The sequence below is a fragment of the Synechococcus sp. Cruz-7E5 genome, from assembly GCF_024345995.1.
Classification (GTDB): Bacteria; Cyanobacteriota; Cyanobacteriia; order PCC-6307; family Cyanobiaceae; genus Regnicoccus_A.
Map to the genome: position 1 here is coordinate 224,198 of NZ_JAGQCE010000001.1, position 17,806 is coordinate 242,003.

Here is a 17,806-nt window from a genome sequence, read left to right on the forward strand (position 1 = left end):
CTGTAACCGCTGTTCTCAACAGGTACAGCAATTGCGAAGCGGAGAGGCGCCTCAGGCTTCGGCCTGGATTCCTGGCTTGATTCCTGGCTGGTTTCCTGGCCGGCGCGGCCGGTCGAGGGCCCCATCCAGCCGGGCGGTGAGAGCTGCCAGCAGATCAGCCGCCGTGACCACCAGGCGGTAGCTGAGCGCCACGGCCAGCAGCGGAGCTTCCGCCACCTGCCCGCCCAGCTGCAGCAGCAGCACCGCCTCGAACACCCCGAGGCCGCCGGGGGCGCCGGGCACCACGAGGCCCGCTGTCCAGGCCAGGGAGAAGCCCAGCAGCCAGCCGACCCAGGGCAGGGACAGCTGCTGATCGAAGGCCAGCACGCAGGCCGCAAACCCCCCGAAGCGCACCAGCACGAACAGCGCCAGCGCCAGCAGCGGCAGCAACGGGTAGCCGGGCAGCACGAAACCGGCTGATTCAGAGCTGGTTGTAGCCGCCGGCTCCGCTTCAGCGGACCGATCAGCCCGGGCCAGCTGGCGCTCGCGCGAGCGCTCGAGCCGCTGGAGCAGGGGCTGGAACCAGCGCGGCACCAGCAGCAGGAGGGGCAGCAGGCCCAGCAGGGGCCAGCCAGCCGTCCAGCCCACTGCCGCTGCGAGCGCCAGCGCCGCGCTGGCCGCCAGCAGCGGATCCAGCAGGGTGGCCGCCAGGGCCAGGGGGGTGGCCACCGAAGATTGAGGGCCAGCGAGCAGGCGCCCGTCCTGGCCGAGCAGGCGCACCCGCGCCGCCAGGTGCCAGATGCCGCCGGGCAGGTACTTCAGCAGGTTGGTGCTCAGGTAGGCGCGCACACTCAGGCCCCAGCGGGGCCTGAGCCGGAACCAGCGCAGGCATACAGCCCAGGCCAGTCCGTTGATCACCAGGCTGAGCAGGCTCAGCCCCACCCCGATCACCAGCCAGAGCCAGCCCTGGGGATCGAGGCGCTGGGCCAGCAGCTGCTCGCCGTTGCCCTTGAGGGCCGCCAGCAGGAAGCCCAGGCTCAGCAGCGTCACCCAGAGGCGTGCGCCACCCGGCAGAGGTGGCAGGGACGGCAGGGGCGGCAAGCGGGCGATCAGCGCCGACCACAGCTGCTGGGGGGACTTCATCAGCTGGTGGGGGGTTGAACCCAGGCATTGTCCCCGGCCGCGGCCTCTTCCACCACCTGGCGCACCTGGGCGAGGCTGAGGCCATGGCGGCGGGCGAGGGCCGCCAGGTCGTCGTGTTCGGCCTTGTAGCGACTGGGGCCGCCGGGAACCTCGGCCTGCTTGACCTGCACCACCCCCAGGCGGGTGCGGAGCGCACGGCTGGCGCGAGGCAGGGCCCAGCGCTGCTGCAGCTGCTCGCGCACCCCGAGGCTGCTGCCGTGGCGCCACCAGATCCGGCGCAGCTCACCGGCCTGATCCGGCCTGGCCAGCACGGTGAGCAGCACCCCCTGGCGGCCCTTCTTCATCTGGATGGCAGCGGTGAACACCTCGAGGGCGCCGGCAAGGCGCAGCTCCTCCACCAGGAAGGCCAGGTCCTCAGGGCTGGCGTCATCGATCTGGGCCTGCTGCTGCAGCACCGTTTCCAGCTGGGCACCTCCGGGAGACTCAGCTTCAGAGGCGGAGGCCCCAAGCCAGAGACGGAGCAGGTTGGGGCGATCCAGCACCCGGTGGCCCAGGCCGATCCCCACCTGCTGCGGCACCAGGCTGGGTGCCTGGCCAAAACGCTCAGCCCAGATGGCCATCAGGGCCAGGCCTGTGGGAGTGGTGAGCTCCCCCGGCGGGAACCCTTCGGCGCTCGCCAGGGGAATGGCGCCGCGCCGCGCCAGCTCCAGCACCGCCGGGGCCGGCAGGGGCAGCCGGCCATGGGCCGTGCTGACGCTGCCATGGCCGGCGGGCGGGGGAGCGCAGATCAGCTGCTCCACCTGAAAGTGCAGCAGGCCGGCGCAGACGCCCACCACATCCACCAGGGCATCGAGCGCCCCCACCTCATGGAAGTGCACCTGCTCGGGGGCGTGGCCGTGCACCGCCCCCTCAGCATCCGCCAGCAGGCTGAACACCGCCAGCACCCGCTCACGCAGGCGGGGCTCGAGGGCACTGGTGCTGATGGTCTGGCGCAGGCCGCCCCAGGAGCGGTGGGGAGGATCCGGCTCGAGCGTCTCGACCGTGAGCCGGCGCCCGCGCAGGCCGCCGCTGCGGCTGTCCTGGTGGTGCAGGCGGTAGCGGCCCTCCAGCCCGAGCAGCGCCAGGGGCTGGTGGATCACGGCCTCAGGCAGGCCCAGATCGAGCAGGGCCGCCAGGAGCATGTCGCCGGCCAGGCCGGTGGGGCAATCCAGAAAGGCCAGCACCATGGAGCTCAGGCGCTGGCGCGCAGCAAGCGGGGGGCCGCCAGCAGCAGGGCCTCGGCGCGGGCCTCCAGCTCGCTCTGGCGGCGGCGCAGCAGCTGCTCCACCTCGCGGCGGGCGCGCCGCTGCTCGCGCTGGGCGGTGTCGACATCGAAGCCGGAGAGCCCCCAGAGGCGCCCGAGCAGGGCCCGGTCGTCGGCGCCACCACGGGCCCGCTCGTAGAGAAGCCGCTCGGCGAGCATGCCGGCCTGCAGCACCCGGCTCCAGCGGCGCAGGTCTTCAGGGGGGAGCTTGGCGTGCTGGGGGGGCTCGAACTCAGTGCTGCCGCTGGCAGCGACGCCGGCCCGCAGGCAGGCCAGGCTGCCCACCAGCACCTGCTTAACCGCCAAGCCTTCCTGCTCTGCCACCAGGGCATGGCCGGCCTCGTGGATGGCGATGCGCCGCAGGCGGGAGAGCCCACCGGGGAGAGTTTCAGCCAGCAGGTGGCCGCCGCGGCCGCCGAAACGGGCCGAATCGACGGTGAGCCCCGTGAGTCCGCCGCCTGCGGCCAGGGCCACCAGCCAGGGAGAGAGACCCAGGGCGGGGCCCAACACCGCCAGCAGGGTGCCGCCCGCCACCACGGCACCGACGCGCAGGGCCTCGGAGGAGCCATCACCGCGCTGGGGCCGGGCTTCCATCTCAGTGGGCGGGACGGCTCACGGGCGTGCGGTGGCCGCCCCGTTCCGTGCGTCCCTTGCCACCGCGGCTGCCGCGCTGGGCCACCGGTCCGATCACCTCAAAGCGCTCCACCAGCAGGTTCTGGCCCTGACGGCGCAGGTCGAGGGCGACGAAGTGACGCAGATGCTCCAGGGGCACCTGGCCACTGAGGGGCAATTTGAACGGTTGGGGGCGGCTGCCATCGGGCCGGGGACGCTGGCGCACCTTCACCACCAGCTCGTTGGAGTCGGGGCGGGTGTAGATGAGCTCGCCCCGCACCGAGAAGTAGTCGTCGCCTTCGGGTAGAGCATCGGCTGGTGGCTCCGCTTCGACGCCTGGCAAGGCATCGGCATCAGCCTCGAGATCTGCATCAGCATCGGAATCCGGCTCGCTGAGGGTGCTGGGCTCCCACACGCCCACCATCTGCAGGTGGAGGGAGCCGGCTTCCCGGCAGCGCGGGTAGACCACCCAGAGGTGGGAGCGGTCGAGGTCGAGGTGGCGGCGCACCAGGCTGAGCACACGGCCCAGCACGACGGCATCGATCTCGCTGCCGTCTTCGGTGCGGATCAGCCCACGGGTGAGCTGCTCGGGGTCGGTGGGGACGTACTGACCACGCACCACGCCGATGGCCCGGTACTGCAGGGGTTCTGTGACCGGGGAAATGGGATGGTGACGCATCGTCGGTGAGGGCATCCATTGGCCCGGGCCGCAATCTAGCCAGGGCACCAGGGGCCAGACTTGCTGAGCCTGGTTCAGGATCGATGCCTTCCCGCCCCTCCACCGCCGCTCTGGGCTCCCGGCCACGGGCGTTGCTGGTGCTGGGTGCGGCGGTCCTGACGGCCCTTTCCCTGATGGCGGGGTGGTGGTTGGGGCAGCGCAGCCTGGGCAGCCGGCCGGTGGACCGCTCCCGGATCGAGCTGGAGAAGCAGGCGATCAGCCTGCGGGCGGAGGTTAGCCGGGGGCAGGCCAGCGAGGGTCAGCAGCAACGGCTGCTGCAGCTGCTGCTGGCCCTCGACAACAAGGCCGAGGCCACGGCCCTGCTGGAGCGCATGGCCGATCAACAGCCCGGGCGCTGGAGCCTGCGGCTGATGCTGGCGGAACTGCGCCGCGACCAGAAGGATCCCAGCGGCGCCGAGCGGGAGCTGCGCCAGCTGCTCAACTTCAAACCCGACCAGATCGAAGCGTTGCAGCTGATGGCGTTGCTGCAGCTGGAGCAGGGCCGGGGAGCGGAAGCCGAGGCCCTGCTCACCAAGGCCTACCAGAAAGCCAGCCGCGAGAAAGCCAGTGAGCAGGCATTGGGGCTGGGGCTGCTGCTGGCCGACCTGCAGCAGCGGCGGGGGCAGACCAAGGCCGCCGATGACCTCTACCGCAAGCTCGCGGCGGCCCACCCGCTCGACCCGCGGCCGGTGCTGGGCCAGGCCCTGCTGCGGCAGCAGCAGGGGCAGACCGCCCAGGCCCTGGAATTACTCGATCGAGCCCGGCGCCTGAATCCGAATAAGCCCGATCTGCGCCTCGATGACGTGGCGGCTGCGTGGGGACTGGAGCCGCTGCGGCGCATCAAGGGGCCGAAGTCAACTCCGTCTGACCAGTCGTCTCCGTCTGAGCAGCAGCCTGCAACTGAGCAGCCGCCTGAACCTAAGGAGCTGCCTGCGCCTCAAGGGCCCTGATGGCCTCATCGATGGCGTCACCGGGCTGGGTGGCGTTGTCGAGGGCACTGTTGCGCCGCAGCTTGTTCATCAGCTCGAGCGGATTCCCGGATTCGAGGATGCCGCTGCTGGGGCGGCCGGTGGGGCTGTTGTCGTAGATCTGCTGCTCCTGCACCGACTGCCCGAAGCTGGTGGACGACGACTGGGCCTGAGCCGGCGGGACGAACAGGGGAGCAGCCAGCAGGGCAAGGGCCGCAAGGGCCAGGGGACGGGCCATGGCAGGCGTGCGACGGGACAGGATGGTGACTTGATGCTAAGGGCCACCAGCGGTGGCTGAAAGTTGCGGCATGCAGATCGCCACCTGGAACGTCAATTCCGTGCGCAGCCGGCTGGAGCAGGTGGTGGCCTGGCTGGAGCGGGAAAGCCCGGAGGTGCTCTGCCTGCAGGAAACGAAGGTGGAAGACGGGGCCTTCCCGATGGAGGCCTTCGCGGCCCTGGGCTACAGCGGCGTGATCAGCGGCCAGAAGGCCTACAACGGCGTGGCGATCCTCAGCCGGCTGCCGCTCGAGGATGTGCGCGTCGGCTTCGACGCCCTGCTGGCCGATGAGGCGGCCCTGGCGCTGGCGGAGCAGAAGCGGGTGATCAGCGCCCGCATCGAAGGGGTGCGGGTGCTCAACCTCTACGTGCCCAATGGCTCATCGCTGAGTTCCGACAAGTACAGCTACAAACTGGAGTGGCTGGCCTGCCTGCGCCGCTACCTCGACGCCCAGGACAACGACGGCGACCCCCTCTGCATGGTGGGCGACTTCAACATCGCCCTCGAAGACCGCGACATCCACGACCCCAAGCGGCTCAGTGGCGGGATCATGGCCAGCGAGGCCGAGCGGCAGGCCCTGAGCCTGGCTCTCGATGGGCGGCTGGAGGATGTGTTCCGGGTCTTCGAGCCAGGATCGGGCCAGTGGAGCTGGTGGGACTACCGCAGCGGCGCCTGGGACCGCGACAGCGGCTGGCGCATCGACCACATCTATCTCTGTCAGGAACTGCGGGAGCGGGCCACCGGCTGCGTGATCCACAAGGCGGTGCGGGCCAATGAGAAACCCAGCGACCATGCGCCGGTGGTGGTGACCCTGCAGTGGCCGCCGGACCCGGACGCGGAAGGGGACGAGGACGACTGGGCTGGCTAGATAGCTGGAGTCGTCGGAATCGAGGCAATGAATCAGGGTGTGCGCTGGGGCCGGCGAGTCCAGCCCTCACCCTGGACCCAACCCCGGCTCTGGTCAAAACGGAGCAAGGCCTGACCGATGCTCCAGCCCGCCCAACTCATCAGCCCTGCCACGACGAAGGCGGTAACGATCAAGGTGGCCTTGAGCCGCGGCGGCATGCAGCTCAAACATGGTGGTGACAAGCCTAAGGGGTTCATCTCGTTAGCCTTGTGCGCATTGAGCCTCCCTGGCCTATGGAGCCGAACGAGCTGGAGGCGATGGAGGGGGCCGAGCCGGCCGAGCTCCGCGCCCTGGCCGCGTCGGTGGCCTCGTGGCAGGAGCTGGGCCAGCGCTACGGCGAGCGGCTGAAGGCGATCACGGCGGCCGGCGGCGGCTCAGCGCCTGCGCAGCGGGCCGAGGCGATCGATCTGCTGCTGAGCCTGGGGGATCTGGCGGGAGCCCGCGAGGCCGTGGTGAGCTGGCTGCTGGCCTGGATGCGGGAGATGCCCCGGCGGGGTGCGCCTGATCGGCTGGTGCAGCCCGAGCTGCTGCGCTGCCTGGCGGACCTGGTGGAGCGCAGCAGCGACCAGGGGCTGCTGACGGTGTTCTGGCAGGGCATGGAGCGGTTCGCCCCGCCCCTGCCCGCCGAGGGAGTGCTGCCCCTGCTGGGGGTGCCGGTGCTGAACCGGGTGGATCTGCTCGAAGCCCTGCTGGCCAGTCTCGATGTGCCGGTGGGGACGCTGGCGATCGTGGATAACAGCGGCGGCCGCTCGGACGCCGACGCCCGGGCACTGCGCCAGCGGCTTGACGCGCTCGAGCGTGAGGGCCATGCCGGCATCGGCCGGGTGCGGGTGGCGCGGGCCTTCGGCAACGGCGGTGTGGCGGCGGCCTGGAACCAGATCCTGCTGAGCTTTCCGGAAGCGGCCGTGGCCCTGATCGTCAACAACGATGTGGTGTTCGCGCCCGGGGTGCTGGCAGCGGCCCTGGGCCGGATCGATGCGGAGCGGGCCCAGTTCATGCCCCTGCTGCCGGCACCGGCCAGTTTTTCCGCCTTCCTGATAACCGCCCTGGCCTGGGACCGGGTGGGGCTGTTCGACGAGGGGTTCCATCCGGCCTATTGCGAAGATCTTGACTTCCAGGACCGCCTGCAGGCCTGCGCCGAGCTGGAATGGATTGTGGTAAAGGGCATCCAGCAGGCCATGGCGCCGCTCAATCCCACCCAGAGCGCCACGATCACCAGTGATCCGGCGCTGGCGGCCGCCAACCGGCGCAGCTTTCAGCTCAACCGGCTCTGGTACCTGTACCGGGGCCGGCCGCTGCAGCGGGGCAGCGGCCAGTGGCGCCGCCGCTGGTTGAGCCAATGGAGCTGAGTCAGTGGAGCTGCTGCAGTGGAGGTGATGAAGTGGAGGTGAGCCCGTGAACCTGATGCCCGCCAAGGGGGTGCTGGGCGTGGCCCGCCTGCTGATGGCAGCGCGTGGGTCGCGGCAGCAAGGCGACATCGACACGGCAGAGGCGGCCTATGAGGACATCCTGCAGGCCCGCCCGCATCTGGTGAGCCTCGAACTGGAACTGGCCGCGATGCGGCTGGAGCACGGCCGGCTCGACGCGGCGGTGCGGCAGCTGCGGCAGCGGCTCTCGTTCGCGCAGATCGGCAGCGACGAGGAACGCCTGCAGCTGGAGGCGCTGCTGCTGGAGGCCCTGTTGCGGCAGGAGCGCTGGGTGGAGGCGGAACCGCTGCTGCGGGCGCTCTGGTCCCGGGGCCAGGCCAGGCCCCATCATCTGCTCGCGCTGGCCCGGGGTCTCGAGGGCATCGGCCAGGACGACCAGGCCCTGGCGGTGCTGGGCACGGCTCTGGAAGGAGACGATCTGGACCCCGAGGCACGACTGGAGCTGCAACTGGAGCTGGCCCGGCGGCTGAGAAAGCTGGGCCGCCTTCAGAAAGCGATCGAGGCGATGGGCCTGGCGGTGCTGCTGGCTCCGGAGCGGCTGCCGCTGGCGATGGAGCTGTCGGAGATCCGTGCCCAGGCCCTGAGCGAGCGCGGGGAGGAGGCCCTGGCCCGCGAAGACTGGGCCGGGGCCCGGCGGGCATTCAGCTCCCTGCTGGAGCTTTGTCCCAATGACACCATCGCTCCGCAGCGGCTGGAGCTGCTGCAGAGCCTCGATCCAGCCAGTCTGCAGCCAAGGCAGCCAAGCTCCGAGCTGGAGCTGGACGATCAGCTGGGCTGGCGCCAGGAGGCTGCGGAGCGGCTGGATCAGTTCAGCCGGCTGCTGGATCGCCTGGAGGAGGCAGCGGCTCCTGAGGGCGAGCCGCCAGCTGAGCCTCCAGCTCCCTGATCCGCCGCTGCTGGGAGAGCAGGAGCGCTTCGGCGCGGGCCAACTGCTGCTCGGTGGCCTGCCAGAGGGGATCGGGCTGGGTCACGGCAGGGCTGGAGAGGGAGTCTCCATTTTCCCTGGTCCAGGCCGGCAAGGGCAGCTTCAGCAACTGGGCTCCATGGCGCTGAGCCCGGCCTGGTTCGAAGGCCGCGAGGCCCAGGTGCTCCACCAGAGAACGACGCAGCACGGGGCTGGCGCCATCGATCAGCACACCATCGACCCAGCAATGGCGAAAGGAGCGGATCACCAGGGCCAGCAGCGCCAGGGGTGGAGGGTCCGGCCAGAGGCTGAAGTCGATCAGCCAGAGCAGGTCGCCAAGTGCCTCGCCGCTGGAGGCCGCGATCTCCCACGGCACTGAGCCGCCGGGGAGCAGGGTGTCCCGCCAGCGGTCCCGTTCGGCTGGGGAACCCTCCAGCAGCAGGCTGAGGCGCACGGTTCCCGCCGGGCCCGGAACCAGCCGCTGGATCGATGCCCCCTCGGGCACTGTCCCTGCTGACCACGTGCCCAGGCTGTCGTCAGCCGCCCGGCTGGTCCCGCCTGTGCAGCGGAGCGGAGCAACATCACTGCAATCCAGCGCGTCCCAGCCCTGCTGCCGGGCCAGATCAAGCAGCCAGGGCCAGGCCAGAGCCGGGTCGGCCGCCAGTTCGGGGGCCAGGTGAGGCGGTGGCGCCCAGGCGCCATGGGGTAGCAACACCCAGGCTGGCCGGGAGGACGGATCGAGGCGTTCCTGGTCATCGGGGCCGGCGCGCCGCCAGGAGCGGCCCCAGACCAGCGCCGGCGTGTCCCGAGCCGCCAGCTCCGCCACCACCTCGAACCAGCCGTCGTCGGGCTCGGCGCCGGGATGGATCAGCAGCAGCGGGCTCGACGGGCAGCGGGCGCTGGCGAGGCGGAGGAGGTCGTCAAGGCGGGGCTGGTCGTCGGCGGTGGTGCGCAGATCAGGAACCAGCTGGTCGCCCGGGCCATCAGGCAGGCCCCATTCACCGAACAGCAGCAGATCGCCGCTGGTGGAGAGCCATCGCTGAGCCACCTGCGAGGCCTGGCCATGATCGTGGGCCAGGGACGGCGTAATCGGCACACAGACGCTGAAGGCAGGCACGGCAAGCTCCCTGCCACCAGAATGAACGAATATGTGGAAATGTGTGGGCGATCAGCCGCTGGCAACCGTGAAACCGCCACCCAAGCCCATCCGCTCCGGCGGGGGGATGCTGGGCCTCCTCGGAGGCGGCGGCCTGGTGCTGGGCCTGAGCGTTGCTCTGGTGGTGGGGCTTCAGCTGGGAGCCCTGCCCTGGAAATTCCGCCGGCAGATGTTCCAGCTGCAGGGGGCCATGGCCGGCGGGCTGGTGGGGTTCGTGGTGGGTTGGAGTGTGGGGAGAAGCCGGCGGGAGCCCGGATCCGATGACAGCTAAGCCGAGCCGTAGAGGAGTGTCAGTAGTGGTAGCGGCCCTGAAGAAACTCGACCCAGTCGGCCTTCACCAGATAGCGCAACGATTAAATCCGGCTGTTCGCCGGTCGGCGCCGCCAGCTCAGGGAGCGGCATGGTGGGCAAGTTTTAGGTTCGGGCTCGCTCAAGGGCGCTCAGCAGTCGCTCGGCATTGCGTGGTGAACGGAGCAGATGGGCCGTTTCGAGCAACCCTTCCAACTCGTCGGCGGCGACCAGTGCCAGGTCACCACCCTTGCGGCGACGCATCCAGCACCACATCCCGATCCTGAACCACCTGATCCATCAGGCTTTTGAGCTGTTTTCTGGCGGCACTGTATGTGGTTTCGATAGGCACGATCAAGGCTGTACAGACATGTTAGAAATCTTAGAGTGAGGATCGGGTCTGGCACCAGCTCAGCACAGGCATCTTCGGGCAGGCCAACTCATCTAGCTGGCATGAATGATGGCTGATGTAATGTGTACCTGCGGATGGAACCATTGTTCGGCATTAATGCTGTTCATGGTCTTCCATCCATAACGACCGATGCCGTTTCTTTTGACCCAGTGAGCATCAGGGTCCCTTTGCCGCATCAATTCCAAGTTGTCTGCCCATATTCTCTTGCGACTTACCCACTTGTAAGATGGATTCTATCATTAATCTCTCTTGGAGCTGCGGGCTTAGCAGCCATAACGGCCAGATATTAAATTATAATCTAACGCTTTAAGGGTCTGCATTTGCCCACAGAATACCCAAAACTGTATACCTCTATACAGATGAGGCCTTGCAGCAAGCGCTTAAAGGTCTTAACATAATGAAGGCATCCAGCAAAATCACTGTGACAACACAAGTATTTTTCCAATTCTATAGCCTTACAGGCAATGGCAATTCCCTAAAAATATCCAACAATCCTAGCTCTGGTCAAGTTATCGCAACCGATCCAGACGGTGGGACATTATCGCCTGGTGAGGCGGTTACAATCGGTGCTACTACATATTATTTTGTTAGTAGCTATGCAGGTGGATTTATCCTATCTGAGACACCCAATGGCACTCCCGCATTTCTGGCCACAAATACCACTTATGCCGCTAACTTCAATATTCCATCCGGCCAGACTTCACCAGATCCAGTCATCCTCTGCTTCCTAGCTGGCACACTGATTGACACCCCGGCAGGCCCCCAGCCGGTTGAGACTCTTCAGCCTGGCGATCTGGTGATCACCGCTTCGGGTGAGCGTCCGGTGAAGTTTGTCTCCCGCAACCGCTACTCTCTCGGGCTGCTCGAATCAGTGGATTCCCTCCCGGTGTGCATCCGCGCTGGTGCCCTTGGCGAGGGTCTTCCCCGCCGTGATCTCTTCGTCACCGGCAACCACGCGATCCTGATCGACGGCCATCTGGTTCACGCTTCGGCGCTGATCAACGGCAGCACCATCGTGCGCACCACGGTTGACGACTGGACCGCGGGTGAGCCGATCTCCTACTACAACGTAGAGATGGACGAGCACAGCATCATCCACGCAGAAGGCCAGCCCGTTGAGTCGTATGTTGACAACCTTCCCCGCAACAGCTGGGAAAACTACGAAGATTATCTCAAGCTCTATGGTGAAAATCAGCCGATCCAAGAAATGGATCTGCCCCGCGTGCGCTATACCCGCCAGCTGCCCGCTGCCCTGAAGCAGAAGTTAGTCCTCAGCGAGGAGCTAAAACTGGCTGCCGTCTGATCTAGATCTCACCTGAACAGGGATTCATCTTGAATTACAGCAAAGCCCCGGTGTCGAAAGATTCGGGGCTTTTTCTTTGGCCTTGTGCTGCTAAAGGCCTGACCGCTTAAAATTGCGGTAGCCGCTCCACAGACTGATCGGCGATTGTGGGGTTATCAAGATCCTTCACCGAGAGCTGCGGCTCCACCCCATCGGGAAGATCAGGCCACTCGATTCCCACACCGGGATCATCCCAAGCAATCCCCTGCTCGGATGGCGGGTGGTAATAGTCGGAGCAGAGGTAGCAGAAATCGGCCACCTCGCTGAGCACCAGGAAGCCATGGGCGAAGCCTGGCGGTACCCAGAGTTGGTGATGGCTAACGTCGTCGAGGATGGCGCCCACCCACTGGCCGAATGTGGCTGACCCGCGGCGCACATCCACCGCCACATCGAACACCGCGCCGCGGGAGCAGCGCACGAGCTTGCCCTGGGTCTGCACCAGCTGGTAGTGCAGGCCTCGCAGGACACCGCAGCGGGAGCGCGACTGGTTGTGCTGCACCAGCGGCGGAATGCCGGCCTCGTCGAGCACGGTCTGGCGGGCGGTTTCCACGAAGAAGCCGCGCTCATCGCCGAACACCTTCGGTTGAAAGAGCAGAACCTCGGGGATCGACTGGGGAATGATCTGCATCTCAGGCGAGGCGGGCGGCGTACTGGGAGTCGAGATAGCTGGCGTATTCCGCGGACAGCAGCGGTTGCCACCACTCGCGATGAGAGAGATACCACTGCACGGTGCGCCTGAGCCCCTCGTGCACCGTCACCTGGGGCTGCCAGCCGAGCTCCTCGCTGATCCGGGTGGCATCGATGGCATAGCGGCGGTCGTGGCCGGGGCGATCGGTCACGAAGCGGATCAGTTCGCGGCTGGGCCGAACCGGCAGCTCGGGTGCGAGTTCATCCATCAGGCCGCAGAGCATGCCCACCAGATCGAGGTTGGCCACTTCGTTGCAACCGCCGATGCAGTAGGTGCGACCGGGTTCGCCGGCCAGCAGGATGCGGTCGAGGGCGCGGCAGTGGTCCTCCACATACAGCCAGTCGCGCACGTTGGAGCCATCTCCGTAGACCGGGATGGGCCGGCCCAGCAGGATGTTGATCAGGGTGAGCGGGATCAGCTTTTCCGGGAAGTGATAGGGGCCGTAGTTGTTGGAGCAGTTGCTCACCAGCACCGGCAGGCCGTAGGTGTGCTGCCAGGCGCGGGCGAGGTGATCGCTGGCGGCCTTGCTGGCGGCGTAGGGGGAACGGGGGCTGTAGGGGGTGGTTTCGCAGAAGGGGGGATCGCTGGGCTCGAGGCTGCCGAACACCTCATCGGTGCTCACGTGCAGAAAACGCCAGTCCGTTGGTGATCCAGCCGCGAGCCAGTGGTCGCGGAAGGCCTCCAGCAGCGTGAAGGTGCCGTTGACGTTGGTGGCCAGGAAGGCACCGGGCCCCGTAATCGAGCGGTCCACGTGGGATTCGGCCGCCAGATGGGCCACATGGGTGATGGCGTGCTCCGCCAACAAAGCGTCCACCAGCGGGCGATCGCCGATGTCGCCGTGCACGAAACGGATGCGGCCCGAATCGATCAGCGGCTGGATCGTGGCCCGGTTGCCGGCATAGGTGAGGGCATCGAGCACCACGATCCGGTCACCTGGATGAGCAGCGGCCCAGTGGTGGGTGAGGTTTCCGGCGATGAAGCCGGCGCCGCCGGTGATCAGCAGATGACGGGTCATTTGGCGAGTGAGAGGGGAATGTTGGGGCTTTCGGGATTCACGTCCACGCTCTGCAATTGCGGGCGCAACACCAGATCCATGTCGTCAGTTAAAACGGGGCTCGGATCAGGCCCATGCGCGTAGGCAGTTGCGGAGATCCTCGCGCCAATCGGGCGGAGGGATGTCAAAGGCGGCACTGAATCGGCTGGTATCCATGCGGGAATTGGCAGGGCGCTGTGCTGGGGTGGGGTAGGCGCTGGTGGGGATCGGGGTGAGGTCCGGAGTACGTGCCAGCAAACCCAGCGCCATCGCCTCAGCAAAGATCGCCTCGGCAAAGCCGCACCAGCTCACGGCCGGTTCGCCGGCGTAGTGATAGGTGCCCCAGGGGAAGGGTTGCTCGGGATCCAGGGGTGAGCGGTTGGCGATGGCCGCTTCGGCCAGGCTGAGCCAGGTGATGGCGATGGCCTCGGCGCTGGTGGGGCCGCCGATCTGATCGGCCACCACGGACAGGGCCGGACGCTCGGCGCCCAGACGCAGCATCGTGCGCACGAAATTGGCGCCCTCCTCACCGAACACCCAGCTCACCCGCAGCAGCAGATGGGGGCCACCGGCGGCTCGCAGGGCCTCCTCGCCGGCCAGCTTGCTGGCGCCATACACGCCGAGAGGGCCGGTGGGATCGTCCTCCCGCCAGGGGCGCTCGCCGTCACCGGCGAAGACGTAGTCGGTGGAGAGGTGAAACAGGGGCAGGGAGCGGGCGGCGCAGGCGCGGGCCAGCACGCCCACGGCGGTGCCGTTGATGGCTGCCGCCAGCTCGGGTTCGCTCTCGGCCTTGTCGACAGCGGTGTAGGCGGCGGCATTCAGAACCAGAGCGGGCTGGTGTTGCTCGAGGAGTTGCTCAACGTTGGCGGCCAGCTCAGGGGCGGGGGCAGCCAGATCCAGCTCAGGCCGGGCGGCCAGCAGCAACGGATGCTTGGGCAGCAGGGAAGGGGCCAATCGCCGCAGGGCAGAGGCCACCTGGCCGGAGCGGCCGATCACAAGCACGGGGGAGGGGCTGGACATGGCGTCAGAGCCCCTCCTGGAGAAGGGCTTCGAGGTAAGCGCCATAGCCCGACTTGCGCAAGGGTGCTGCCAGAGCCGCGAGCTCATCGGCACTGATCCAGCCCTGGCGCCAGGCCACCTCCTCTGGGCAGCCAATTTTGAGCCCCTGCCGGTGCTCGAGGGTGCGGATGTAGCTGCCGGCCTCGTGGAGGGAATCACAGGTGCCCGTGTCGAGCCAGGCCATGCCACGGCCGAGCAGCTCCACTCGCAGGTCGCCGCGATCGAGGTAGAGCTGGTTGAGGGTGGTGATCTCCAGCTCACCTCGGGCCGAGGGCCTCACCAGGCGGGCCAGCTCCACCACATCTGGGTCATAGAAATAGAGGCCGGTGACGGCGTAGTTGGAGGCAGGCTGGAGGGGCTTCTCCTCCAGGGAAACCACCCGCTGATCGCCATCGAAACCCACCACGCCATAGCGCTGAGGGTCGGCAACGCGGTAAGCGAAGACGGAGGCCCCGGAGGGCTGGGCACTGGCGGCCTGGAGGTTGCGGGAGAGATCGCCGCCGTAGAAGAGGTTGTCACCGAGGATCAGAGCCGCTGAATGGCCGGCAAGAAACTCGGCGCCGATCAGGAAGGCCTGGGCGAGCCCGTCCGGGCTGGGCTGCTCGGCATAGGAGAGGGAAATCCCCCAGGCACTGCCATCCCCAAGCAGGGCGCGGAACTGTGGCAGATCGCGGGGGGTGGAAATGATCAGAATCTCATCGAGGCCCGCCAGCATCAGCGTGCTGAGTGGGTAGTAGATCATCGGTTTGTCGTACACCGGCAGGAGCTGCTTGCTCACGGCCTGAGTGATCGGGTGCAGCCTGGTGCCTGAGCCACCAGCCAGGATGATGCCCTTGCGCCTTGTGCTGGAGGCAGAGACGGAAAACATGCAGCTTGTGAAGGAGCGACGACCTTTTACCACGAAAGTGAAGGTGAGGCTGTGCTGCGAATCTTCAATGCCCCGCGCTGAGCCATCTTTTCCTGGATCAGACGCTTCGACTGTCCTCTGGAACCTCTGGGAGCCACCCAGCTGCCTTCGTTGACCTTGACGGGTGTCTGAAGGTGCATGCTCACTCTTCTGCTGAGCTCATGCTGGGTCAGGATTCGCACATCTGTAGGCGCAGGTAAATCGGGATTTGAGAGCGTATCGCCATAGAGGCGGCAAAAGCAGAGACTCAGGACACCGGGCCCAGTGATGAACCAGGGATTGCTGCCCTGGAGATCGAGGATGTTCCAAGCAGCCATTTCAAGTGCCATCTCAATCAGGGGATGACGTGGTGCCGCAGCGATGAAATTGTTGCCGATTGAGCCAATCTCCTCCTGATAGAGAACCAGGCTCACCCGATCTTCAACCAGAGGCGCAAGACTGTGCCTACAACGATCATCAGCGTCTGCATAAATACCGCCGAACGCATAAAGATAACTAAGACGGAACAGATCCGACTGCAACACCGGCGAATTCAAGCAGGAATAAGCCTCCTTAACCAAGTCCGATGAATGTTCAGCGATGAATTCACGAGCCGTACTGGCATCAAAAACTAGATGCTGATAGGATGGGTTGGCAAGGCGCCAGCTCTGCATGAGTGTACGCACACCATCGGGAACTTCACTGGAATTCCAGAACTGAAGAATCAAGCGTGGAATTTGCCGATCATCAGATCGTTCGAAGAACTTTTCAGAGACTTCAGCCGGCCCTCTCCAGCGACGGAGCTGGCCGGATAGGCGAGCTGCAACTAACAAAGAGATTGCAGCGGCCGAGCAATCCGGCTCCTCCAGAAGTAGCGAATGAAGAGGAGCGAGCCGCGATTGTGGAGGCTGCTTACTGATGTCTCTGATCCGAGAACTGGCAAACCGGTTCGTATGAAAGTGCTCCATCAGGCAGCGATGCAAGCCGTGGAAGGCCGTCTCGACCAAACGAGGATTCCCGCTGGCTTGCTTAGTGGCGCGAATCTTGTAAAAAAGAGCCTGAGCTTCCTCAAATCTCATCAGTAGAGTATAAAGTAAGCAAGCCCACTCAGCAGCCTGAAGATCCAGTGGCTCCTTGTCGAGAAGTGTTTCCAAAGGGAGGAGCGCCTCGTCATACAAGTACTGCGTCTTGAGCCAATGACTACGGCTCAGACAAGCCTGACGAATCTGCTCTGTGCTCACCGGATGGAGAGAGTCAAGCGCTTCAGCTGCTCTCCCATCCCCTGTGTTCATCAGCAGGGCGGCCCGCTGCAAGCGGGCATGGAAGCCAACAACAGGATCATGGGAGAGTCCGTCGGCGATGGCCAGAGCCGCTTCATAATCGCCGGCGCCGCGATAGAGGGTGACCTTCGAGAACTGAAGCCATGGTTGCGCGACGAGGCCCTGCACCTCACCGATACGGCGTTCAGCCTCCTGCAACATGTCAAGACCTTCCTCAAAAGCACCGATCTCTGCAAACAGGCTGGCCAAGGCAACAGCATGGTCTGGAGAGATGGGGTCCTTCTCAACGGCGGCCTTCAGCAGTTTGAGACTTTCGGGCAGATGACCCAGCTCACGCTCCACAACACCTCTGGCCTGGAGACCATGAGCAACCAGCACGGTGTCCTCTCCGGGATCAAAGGCATCAAGGGTTGAGAGGGCTTCAGCCAGTCGCCCCAACTGGCGCAACAGGCCGACATGGCGGAGTCGGTGCCAGGAGGTGCCGGCAGGCAGTCTGAGCAGGGAGCTGGAAACCACCAGGGCCTGCTCAAGCTCACCGAGGGCCTGGCAGAGGTCGATCCGGGCGGAGAGCAGCTCGGGGTCGTGGGGTTCGAGCTGGAGGGCGTCCGCCAGCACTTGCTCTGCCTCCTGGGTCTCCTGCGCCGCCACGAGGCACTGGCTGAGGGTGCGAAGCAGAGCGTGGTTCCCTGGCTGGCGTTCGATGGCCCGCCGGTACCAGGGAATGGCGGCGGCCTGGTTTCCCTGGCTGAGCCGGAGTTCGCCCATGCCAAGCACGGCAGCGAACTGGTCGGGCTGGCGCTCGAGGACGGCCTGCAGGATCCGCTCCGCTTTGGCATGGTCTCCCAGCTGGCGATGGCAGCGGGCAGTAGCGGCGAGCAAGTTGGCGTCCTCTGGGGCAAGGATCAGAGCCTGTTGGAACAGGTTGAGGGCAGCTGAAAACCTGCCATTGGCGTAGGCGACTTCTGCCGCCTGAATCTGGTCGGGCAAGGTCTCCGCGGGTGGCGCCGCCATCGGTGCCGCCTGGTGCCACGCTTGGCTCCGGGTCTTGAGGAGCTCCACTGCGCAACGAGCACCTAAGTGGCCGGGATCCAGCTCCAGCAGCTGTTGGTAGGTCTGGCGTGCCTGCTGGAGATCATCCCGCTGGAGCTTGGCCTCCGCCAGAGCCAGCAGAGCGGGAGATGAGGCGGGGTTCTGATCCAGCAACGCGGCGATCAGGGCATCGGCATGATCGCCCTGGCCATGCCGGCGGTGCAGCCGGGCTAGTGCGGCCACGAGAGTGTCGGCCTGGGGCATCCCCTGGTGGGCTCGTTGCAGTGCATCGAGGGCAAGCTCCCAGTTGCCGAGCCGTTCAGCTTCGTACGCCTCTTCGAGAGCCTGGTGGATGAGAACCCTGTGTGGCGTCATGGAGTCAATGGGGCTGAAAC

18 protein-coding genes are annotated in these 17,806 nt (G+C 66.3%); 6 read left to right on the plus strand and 12 right to left on the minus strand.

Going from position 1 to position 17,806, the window contains the following annotated elements; genetic code table 11:
* Positions 1-51 precede the first annotated feature (51 nt).
* From KBY77_RS01095 to KBY77_RS01110, 4 genes are read right to left on the minus strand one after another with little or no spacing between them, the layout of a single operon-like run.
* On the minus strand, positions 52-1,122 hold the full coding sequence (locus tag KBY77_RS01095; protein ID WP_255101770.1) for a lysylphosphatidylglycerol synthase domain-containing protein: 1,071 nt from the start codon (positions 1,120-1,122) through the stop codon (positions 52-54).
* Entirely contained in the window at positions 1,122-2,348 is a 1,227-nt protein-coding gene (gene larC, locus KBY77_RS01100; RefSeq protein WP_255101771.1) for a nickel pincer cofactor biosynthesis protein LarC, read from the minus strand. Before larC ends, KBY77_RS01095 begins: the two co-directional genes overlap by 1 nt.
* A 5-nt stretch (positions 2,349-2,353) precedes the next feature.
* Positions 2,354-3,019, minus strand: coding sequence for a hypothetical protein (locus tag KBY77_RS01105; RefSeq protein WP_255101772.1), 666 nt, complete (start codon positions 3,017-3,019; stop codon positions 2,354-2,356).
* 1 nt (position 3,020) lies between these two features.
* On the minus strand, positions 3,021-3,716 hold the full coding sequence (locus KBY77_RS01110; protein WP_255101773.1) for a hypothetical protein: 696 nt from the start codon (positions 3,714-3,716) through the stop codon (positions 3,021-3,023).
* 83 nt (positions 3,717-3,799) lie between these two features.
* Between KBY77_RS01110 and KBY77_RS01115 the strand changes: the two genes are divergently transcribed.
* A complete protein-coding gene (locus KBY77_RS01115; protein WP_255101774.1) occupies positions 3,800-4,705 on the plus strand; it encodes a lipopolysaccharide assembly protein LapB in 906 nt (301 codons plus the stop codon).
* Here KBY77_RS01115 and KBY77_RS01120 read toward each other — a convergent pair.
* Complete coding sequence (locus KBY77_RS01120) at positions 4,674-4,961, minus strand: hypothetical protein (RefSeq protein WP_255101775.1); 288 nt, start codon at positions 4,959-4,961, stop codon at positions 4,674-4,676. The genes KBY77_RS01115 and KBY77_RS01120 overlap by 32 nt on opposite strands.
* Positions 4,962-5,031: 70 nt before the next feature.
* On the opposite strand from KBY77_RS01120, the gene xth reads away from it, so the two are divergent.
* The 3 genes from xth to KBY77_RS01135 all read left to right on the plus strand — a co-directional run bounded on the left by xth (position 5,032) and on the right by KBY77_RS01135 (position 8,220).
* Entirely contained in the window at positions 5,032-5,868 is an 837-nt protein-coding gene (xth, locus tag KBY77_RS01125; RefSeq protein WP_255101776.1) for an exodeoxyribonuclease III, read from the plus strand.
* A 272-nt stretch (positions 5,869-6,140) separates the two neighbouring features.
* Positions 6,141-7,256 carry a hypothetical protein gene (locus KBY77_RS01130; RefSeq protein WP_255101777.1) on the plus strand — a complete coding sequence of 372 codons (1,116 nt, stop codon included), beginning with the start codon at positions 6,141-6,143 and terminating at the stop codon, positions 7,254-7,256.
* A 46-nt stretch (positions 7,257-7,302) separates the two neighbouring features.
* A complete protein-coding gene (locus KBY77_RS01135) occupies positions 7,303-8,220 on the plus strand; it encodes a tetratricopeptide repeat protein (RefSeq protein WP_399211957.1) in 918 nt (305 codons plus the stop codon).
* Here the strand turns inward: KBY77_RS01135 and KBY77_RS01140 are convergent.
* On the minus strand, positions 8,144-9,355 hold the full coding sequence (locus tag KBY77_RS01140) for a hypothetical protein (RefSeq protein WP_255101778.1): 1,212 nt from the start codon (positions 9,353-9,355) through the stop codon (positions 8,144-8,146). The genes KBY77_RS01135 and KBY77_RS01140 overlap by 77 nt on opposite strands.
* Before the next feature lie 43 nt (positions 9,356-9,398).
* On the opposite strand from KBY77_RS01140, the gene KBY77_RS01145 reads away from it, so the two are divergent.
* Entirely contained in the window at positions 9,399-9,665 is a 267-nt protein-coding gene (locus tag KBY77_RS01145; protein WP_255101779.1) for a hypothetical protein, read from the plus strand.
* A 143-nt stretch (positions 9,666-9,808) separates the two neighbouring features.
* On the opposite strand, the gene KBY77_RS01150 is transcribed toward KBY77_RS01145, so the two are convergent.
* A complete protein-coding gene (locus tag KBY77_RS01150) occupies positions 9,809-9,946 on the minus strand; it encodes a type II toxin-antitoxin system Phd/YefM family antitoxin (protein WP_255101780.1) in 138 nt (45 codons plus the stop codon).
* Between the two features lie 545 nt (positions 9,947-10,491).
* On the opposite strand from KBY77_RS01150, the gene KBY77_RS01155 reads away from it, so the two are divergent.
* Positions 10,492-11,397 (plus strand): Hint domain-containing protein, encoded by a 906-nt coding sequence (locus KBY77_RS01155; protein ID WP_255101781.1) that lies wholly within the window; start codon positions 10,492-10,494, stop codon positions 11,395-11,397.
* A gap of 106 nt (positions 11,398-11,503) precedes the next feature.
* Here the strand turns inward: KBY77_RS01155 and rfbC are convergent, their stop codons facing one another.
* The 5 genes from rfbC to KBY77_RS01180 form a co-directional block, all read right to left on the minus strand.
* On the minus strand, positions 11,504-12,064 hold the full coding sequence (rfbC, locus tag KBY77_RS01160; RefSeq protein WP_255101782.1) for a dTDP-4-dehydrorhamnose 3,5-epimerase: 561 nt from the start codon (positions 12,062-12,064) through the stop codon (positions 11,504-11,506).
* Between the two features lies 1 nt (position 12,065).
* Positions 12,066-13,139 (minus strand): dTDP-glucose 4,6-dehydratase, encoded by a 1,074-nt coding sequence (gene rfbB / locus KBY77_RS01165; RefSeq protein WP_255101783.1) that lies wholly within the window; start codon positions 13,137-13,139, stop codon positions 12,066-12,068.
* A 105-nt stretch (positions 13,140-13,244) separates the two neighbouring features.
* On the minus strand, positions 13,245-14,177 hold the full coding sequence (rfbD, locus tag KBY77_RS01170) for a dTDP-4-dehydrorhamnose reductase (RefSeq protein WP_255101784.1): 933 nt from the start codon (positions 14,175-14,177) through the stop codon (positions 13,245-13,247).
* A 4-nt stretch (positions 14,178-14,181) separates the two neighbouring features.
* The gene (gene rfbA, locus KBY77_RS01175) at positions 14,182-15,084 is read right to left on the minus strand and encodes a glucose-1-phosphate thymidylyltransferase RfbA (protein WP_255101785.1); all 903 of its coding nucleotides are present in this window, start codon (positions 15,082-15,084) and stop codon (positions 14,182-14,184) included.
* Between the two features lie 26 nt (positions 15,085-15,110).
* A complete protein-coding gene (locus tag KBY77_RS01180; protein WP_255101786.1) occupies positions 15,111-17,675 on the minus strand; it encodes a tetratricopeptide repeat protein in 2,565 nt (854 codons plus the stop codon).
* Between the last annotated feature and the right edge of the window lie 131 nt (positions 17,676-17,806).

What these genes read in the sequence shown, in the direction of transcription:
- KBY77_RS01095 (WP_255101770.1), bottom strand. Translation starts at nt 1,122, where the DNA reads ATGAAGTCCCCCCAGCAGCTGTGGTCGGCGCTGATCGCCCGCTTGCCG.
- larC (WP_255101771.1), bottom strand. Translation starts at nt 2,348, where the DNA reads ATGGTGCTGGCCTTTCTGGATTGCCCCACCGGCCTGGCCGGCGACATG.
- KBY77_RS01105 (WP_255101772.1), bottom strand. Translation starts at nt 3,019, where the DNA reads ATGGAAGCCCGGCCCCAGCGCGGTGATGGCTCCTCCGAGGCCCTGCGC.
- KBY77_RS01110 (WP_255101773.1), bottom strand. Translation starts at nt 3,716, where the DNA reads ATGCGTCACCATCCCATTTCCCCGGTCACAGAACCCCTGCAGTACCGG.
- KBY77_RS01115 (WP_255101774.1), top strand. Translation starts at nt 3,800, where the DNA reads ATGCCTTCCCGCCCCTCCACCGCCGCTCTGGGCTCCCGGCCACGGGCG.
- KBY77_RS01120 (WP_255101775.1), bottom strand. Translation starts at nt 4,961, where the DNA reads ATGGCCCGTCCCCTGGCCCTTGCGGCCCTTGCCCTGCTGGCTGCTCCC.
- xth (WP_255101776.1), top strand. Translation starts at nt 5,032, where the DNA reads ATGCAGATCGCCACCTGGAACGTCAATTCCGTGCGCAGCCGGCTGGAG.
- KBY77_RS01130 (WP_255101777.1), top strand. Translation starts at nt 6,141, where the DNA reads ATGGAGCCGAACGAGCTGGAGGCGATGGAGGGGGCCGAGCCGGCCGAG.
- KBY77_RS01150 (WP_255101780.1), bottom strand. Translation starts at nt 9,946, where the DNA reads ATGCGTCGCCGCAAGGGTGGTGACCTGGCACTGGTCGCCGCCGACGAG.
- KBY77_RS01155 (WP_255101781.1), top strand. Translation starts at nt 10,492, where the DNA reads ATGAAGGCATCCAGCAAAATCACTGTGACAACACAAGTATTTTTCCAA.
- rfbC (WP_255101782.1), bottom strand. Translation starts at nt 12,064, where the DNA reads ATGCAGATCATTCCCCAGTCGATCCCCGAGGTTCTGCTCTTTCAACCG.
- rfbB (WP_255101783.1), bottom strand. Translation starts at nt 13,139, where the DNA reads ATGACCCGTCATCTGCTGATCACCGGCGGCGCCGGCTTCATCGCCGGA.
- rfbD (WP_255101784.1), bottom strand. Translation starts at nt 14,177, where the DNA reads ATGTCCAGCCCCTCCCCCGTGCTTGTGATCGGCCGCTCCGGCCAGGTG.
- rfbA (WP_255101785.1), bottom strand. Translation starts at nt 15,084, where the DNA reads ATGTTTTCCGTCTCTGCCTCCAGCACAAGGCGCAAGGGCATCATCCTG.
- KBY77_RS01180 (WP_255101786.1), bottom strand. Translation starts at nt 17,675, where the DNA reads ATGCCCCAGGCCGACACTCTCGTGGCCGCACTAGCCCGGCTGCACCGC.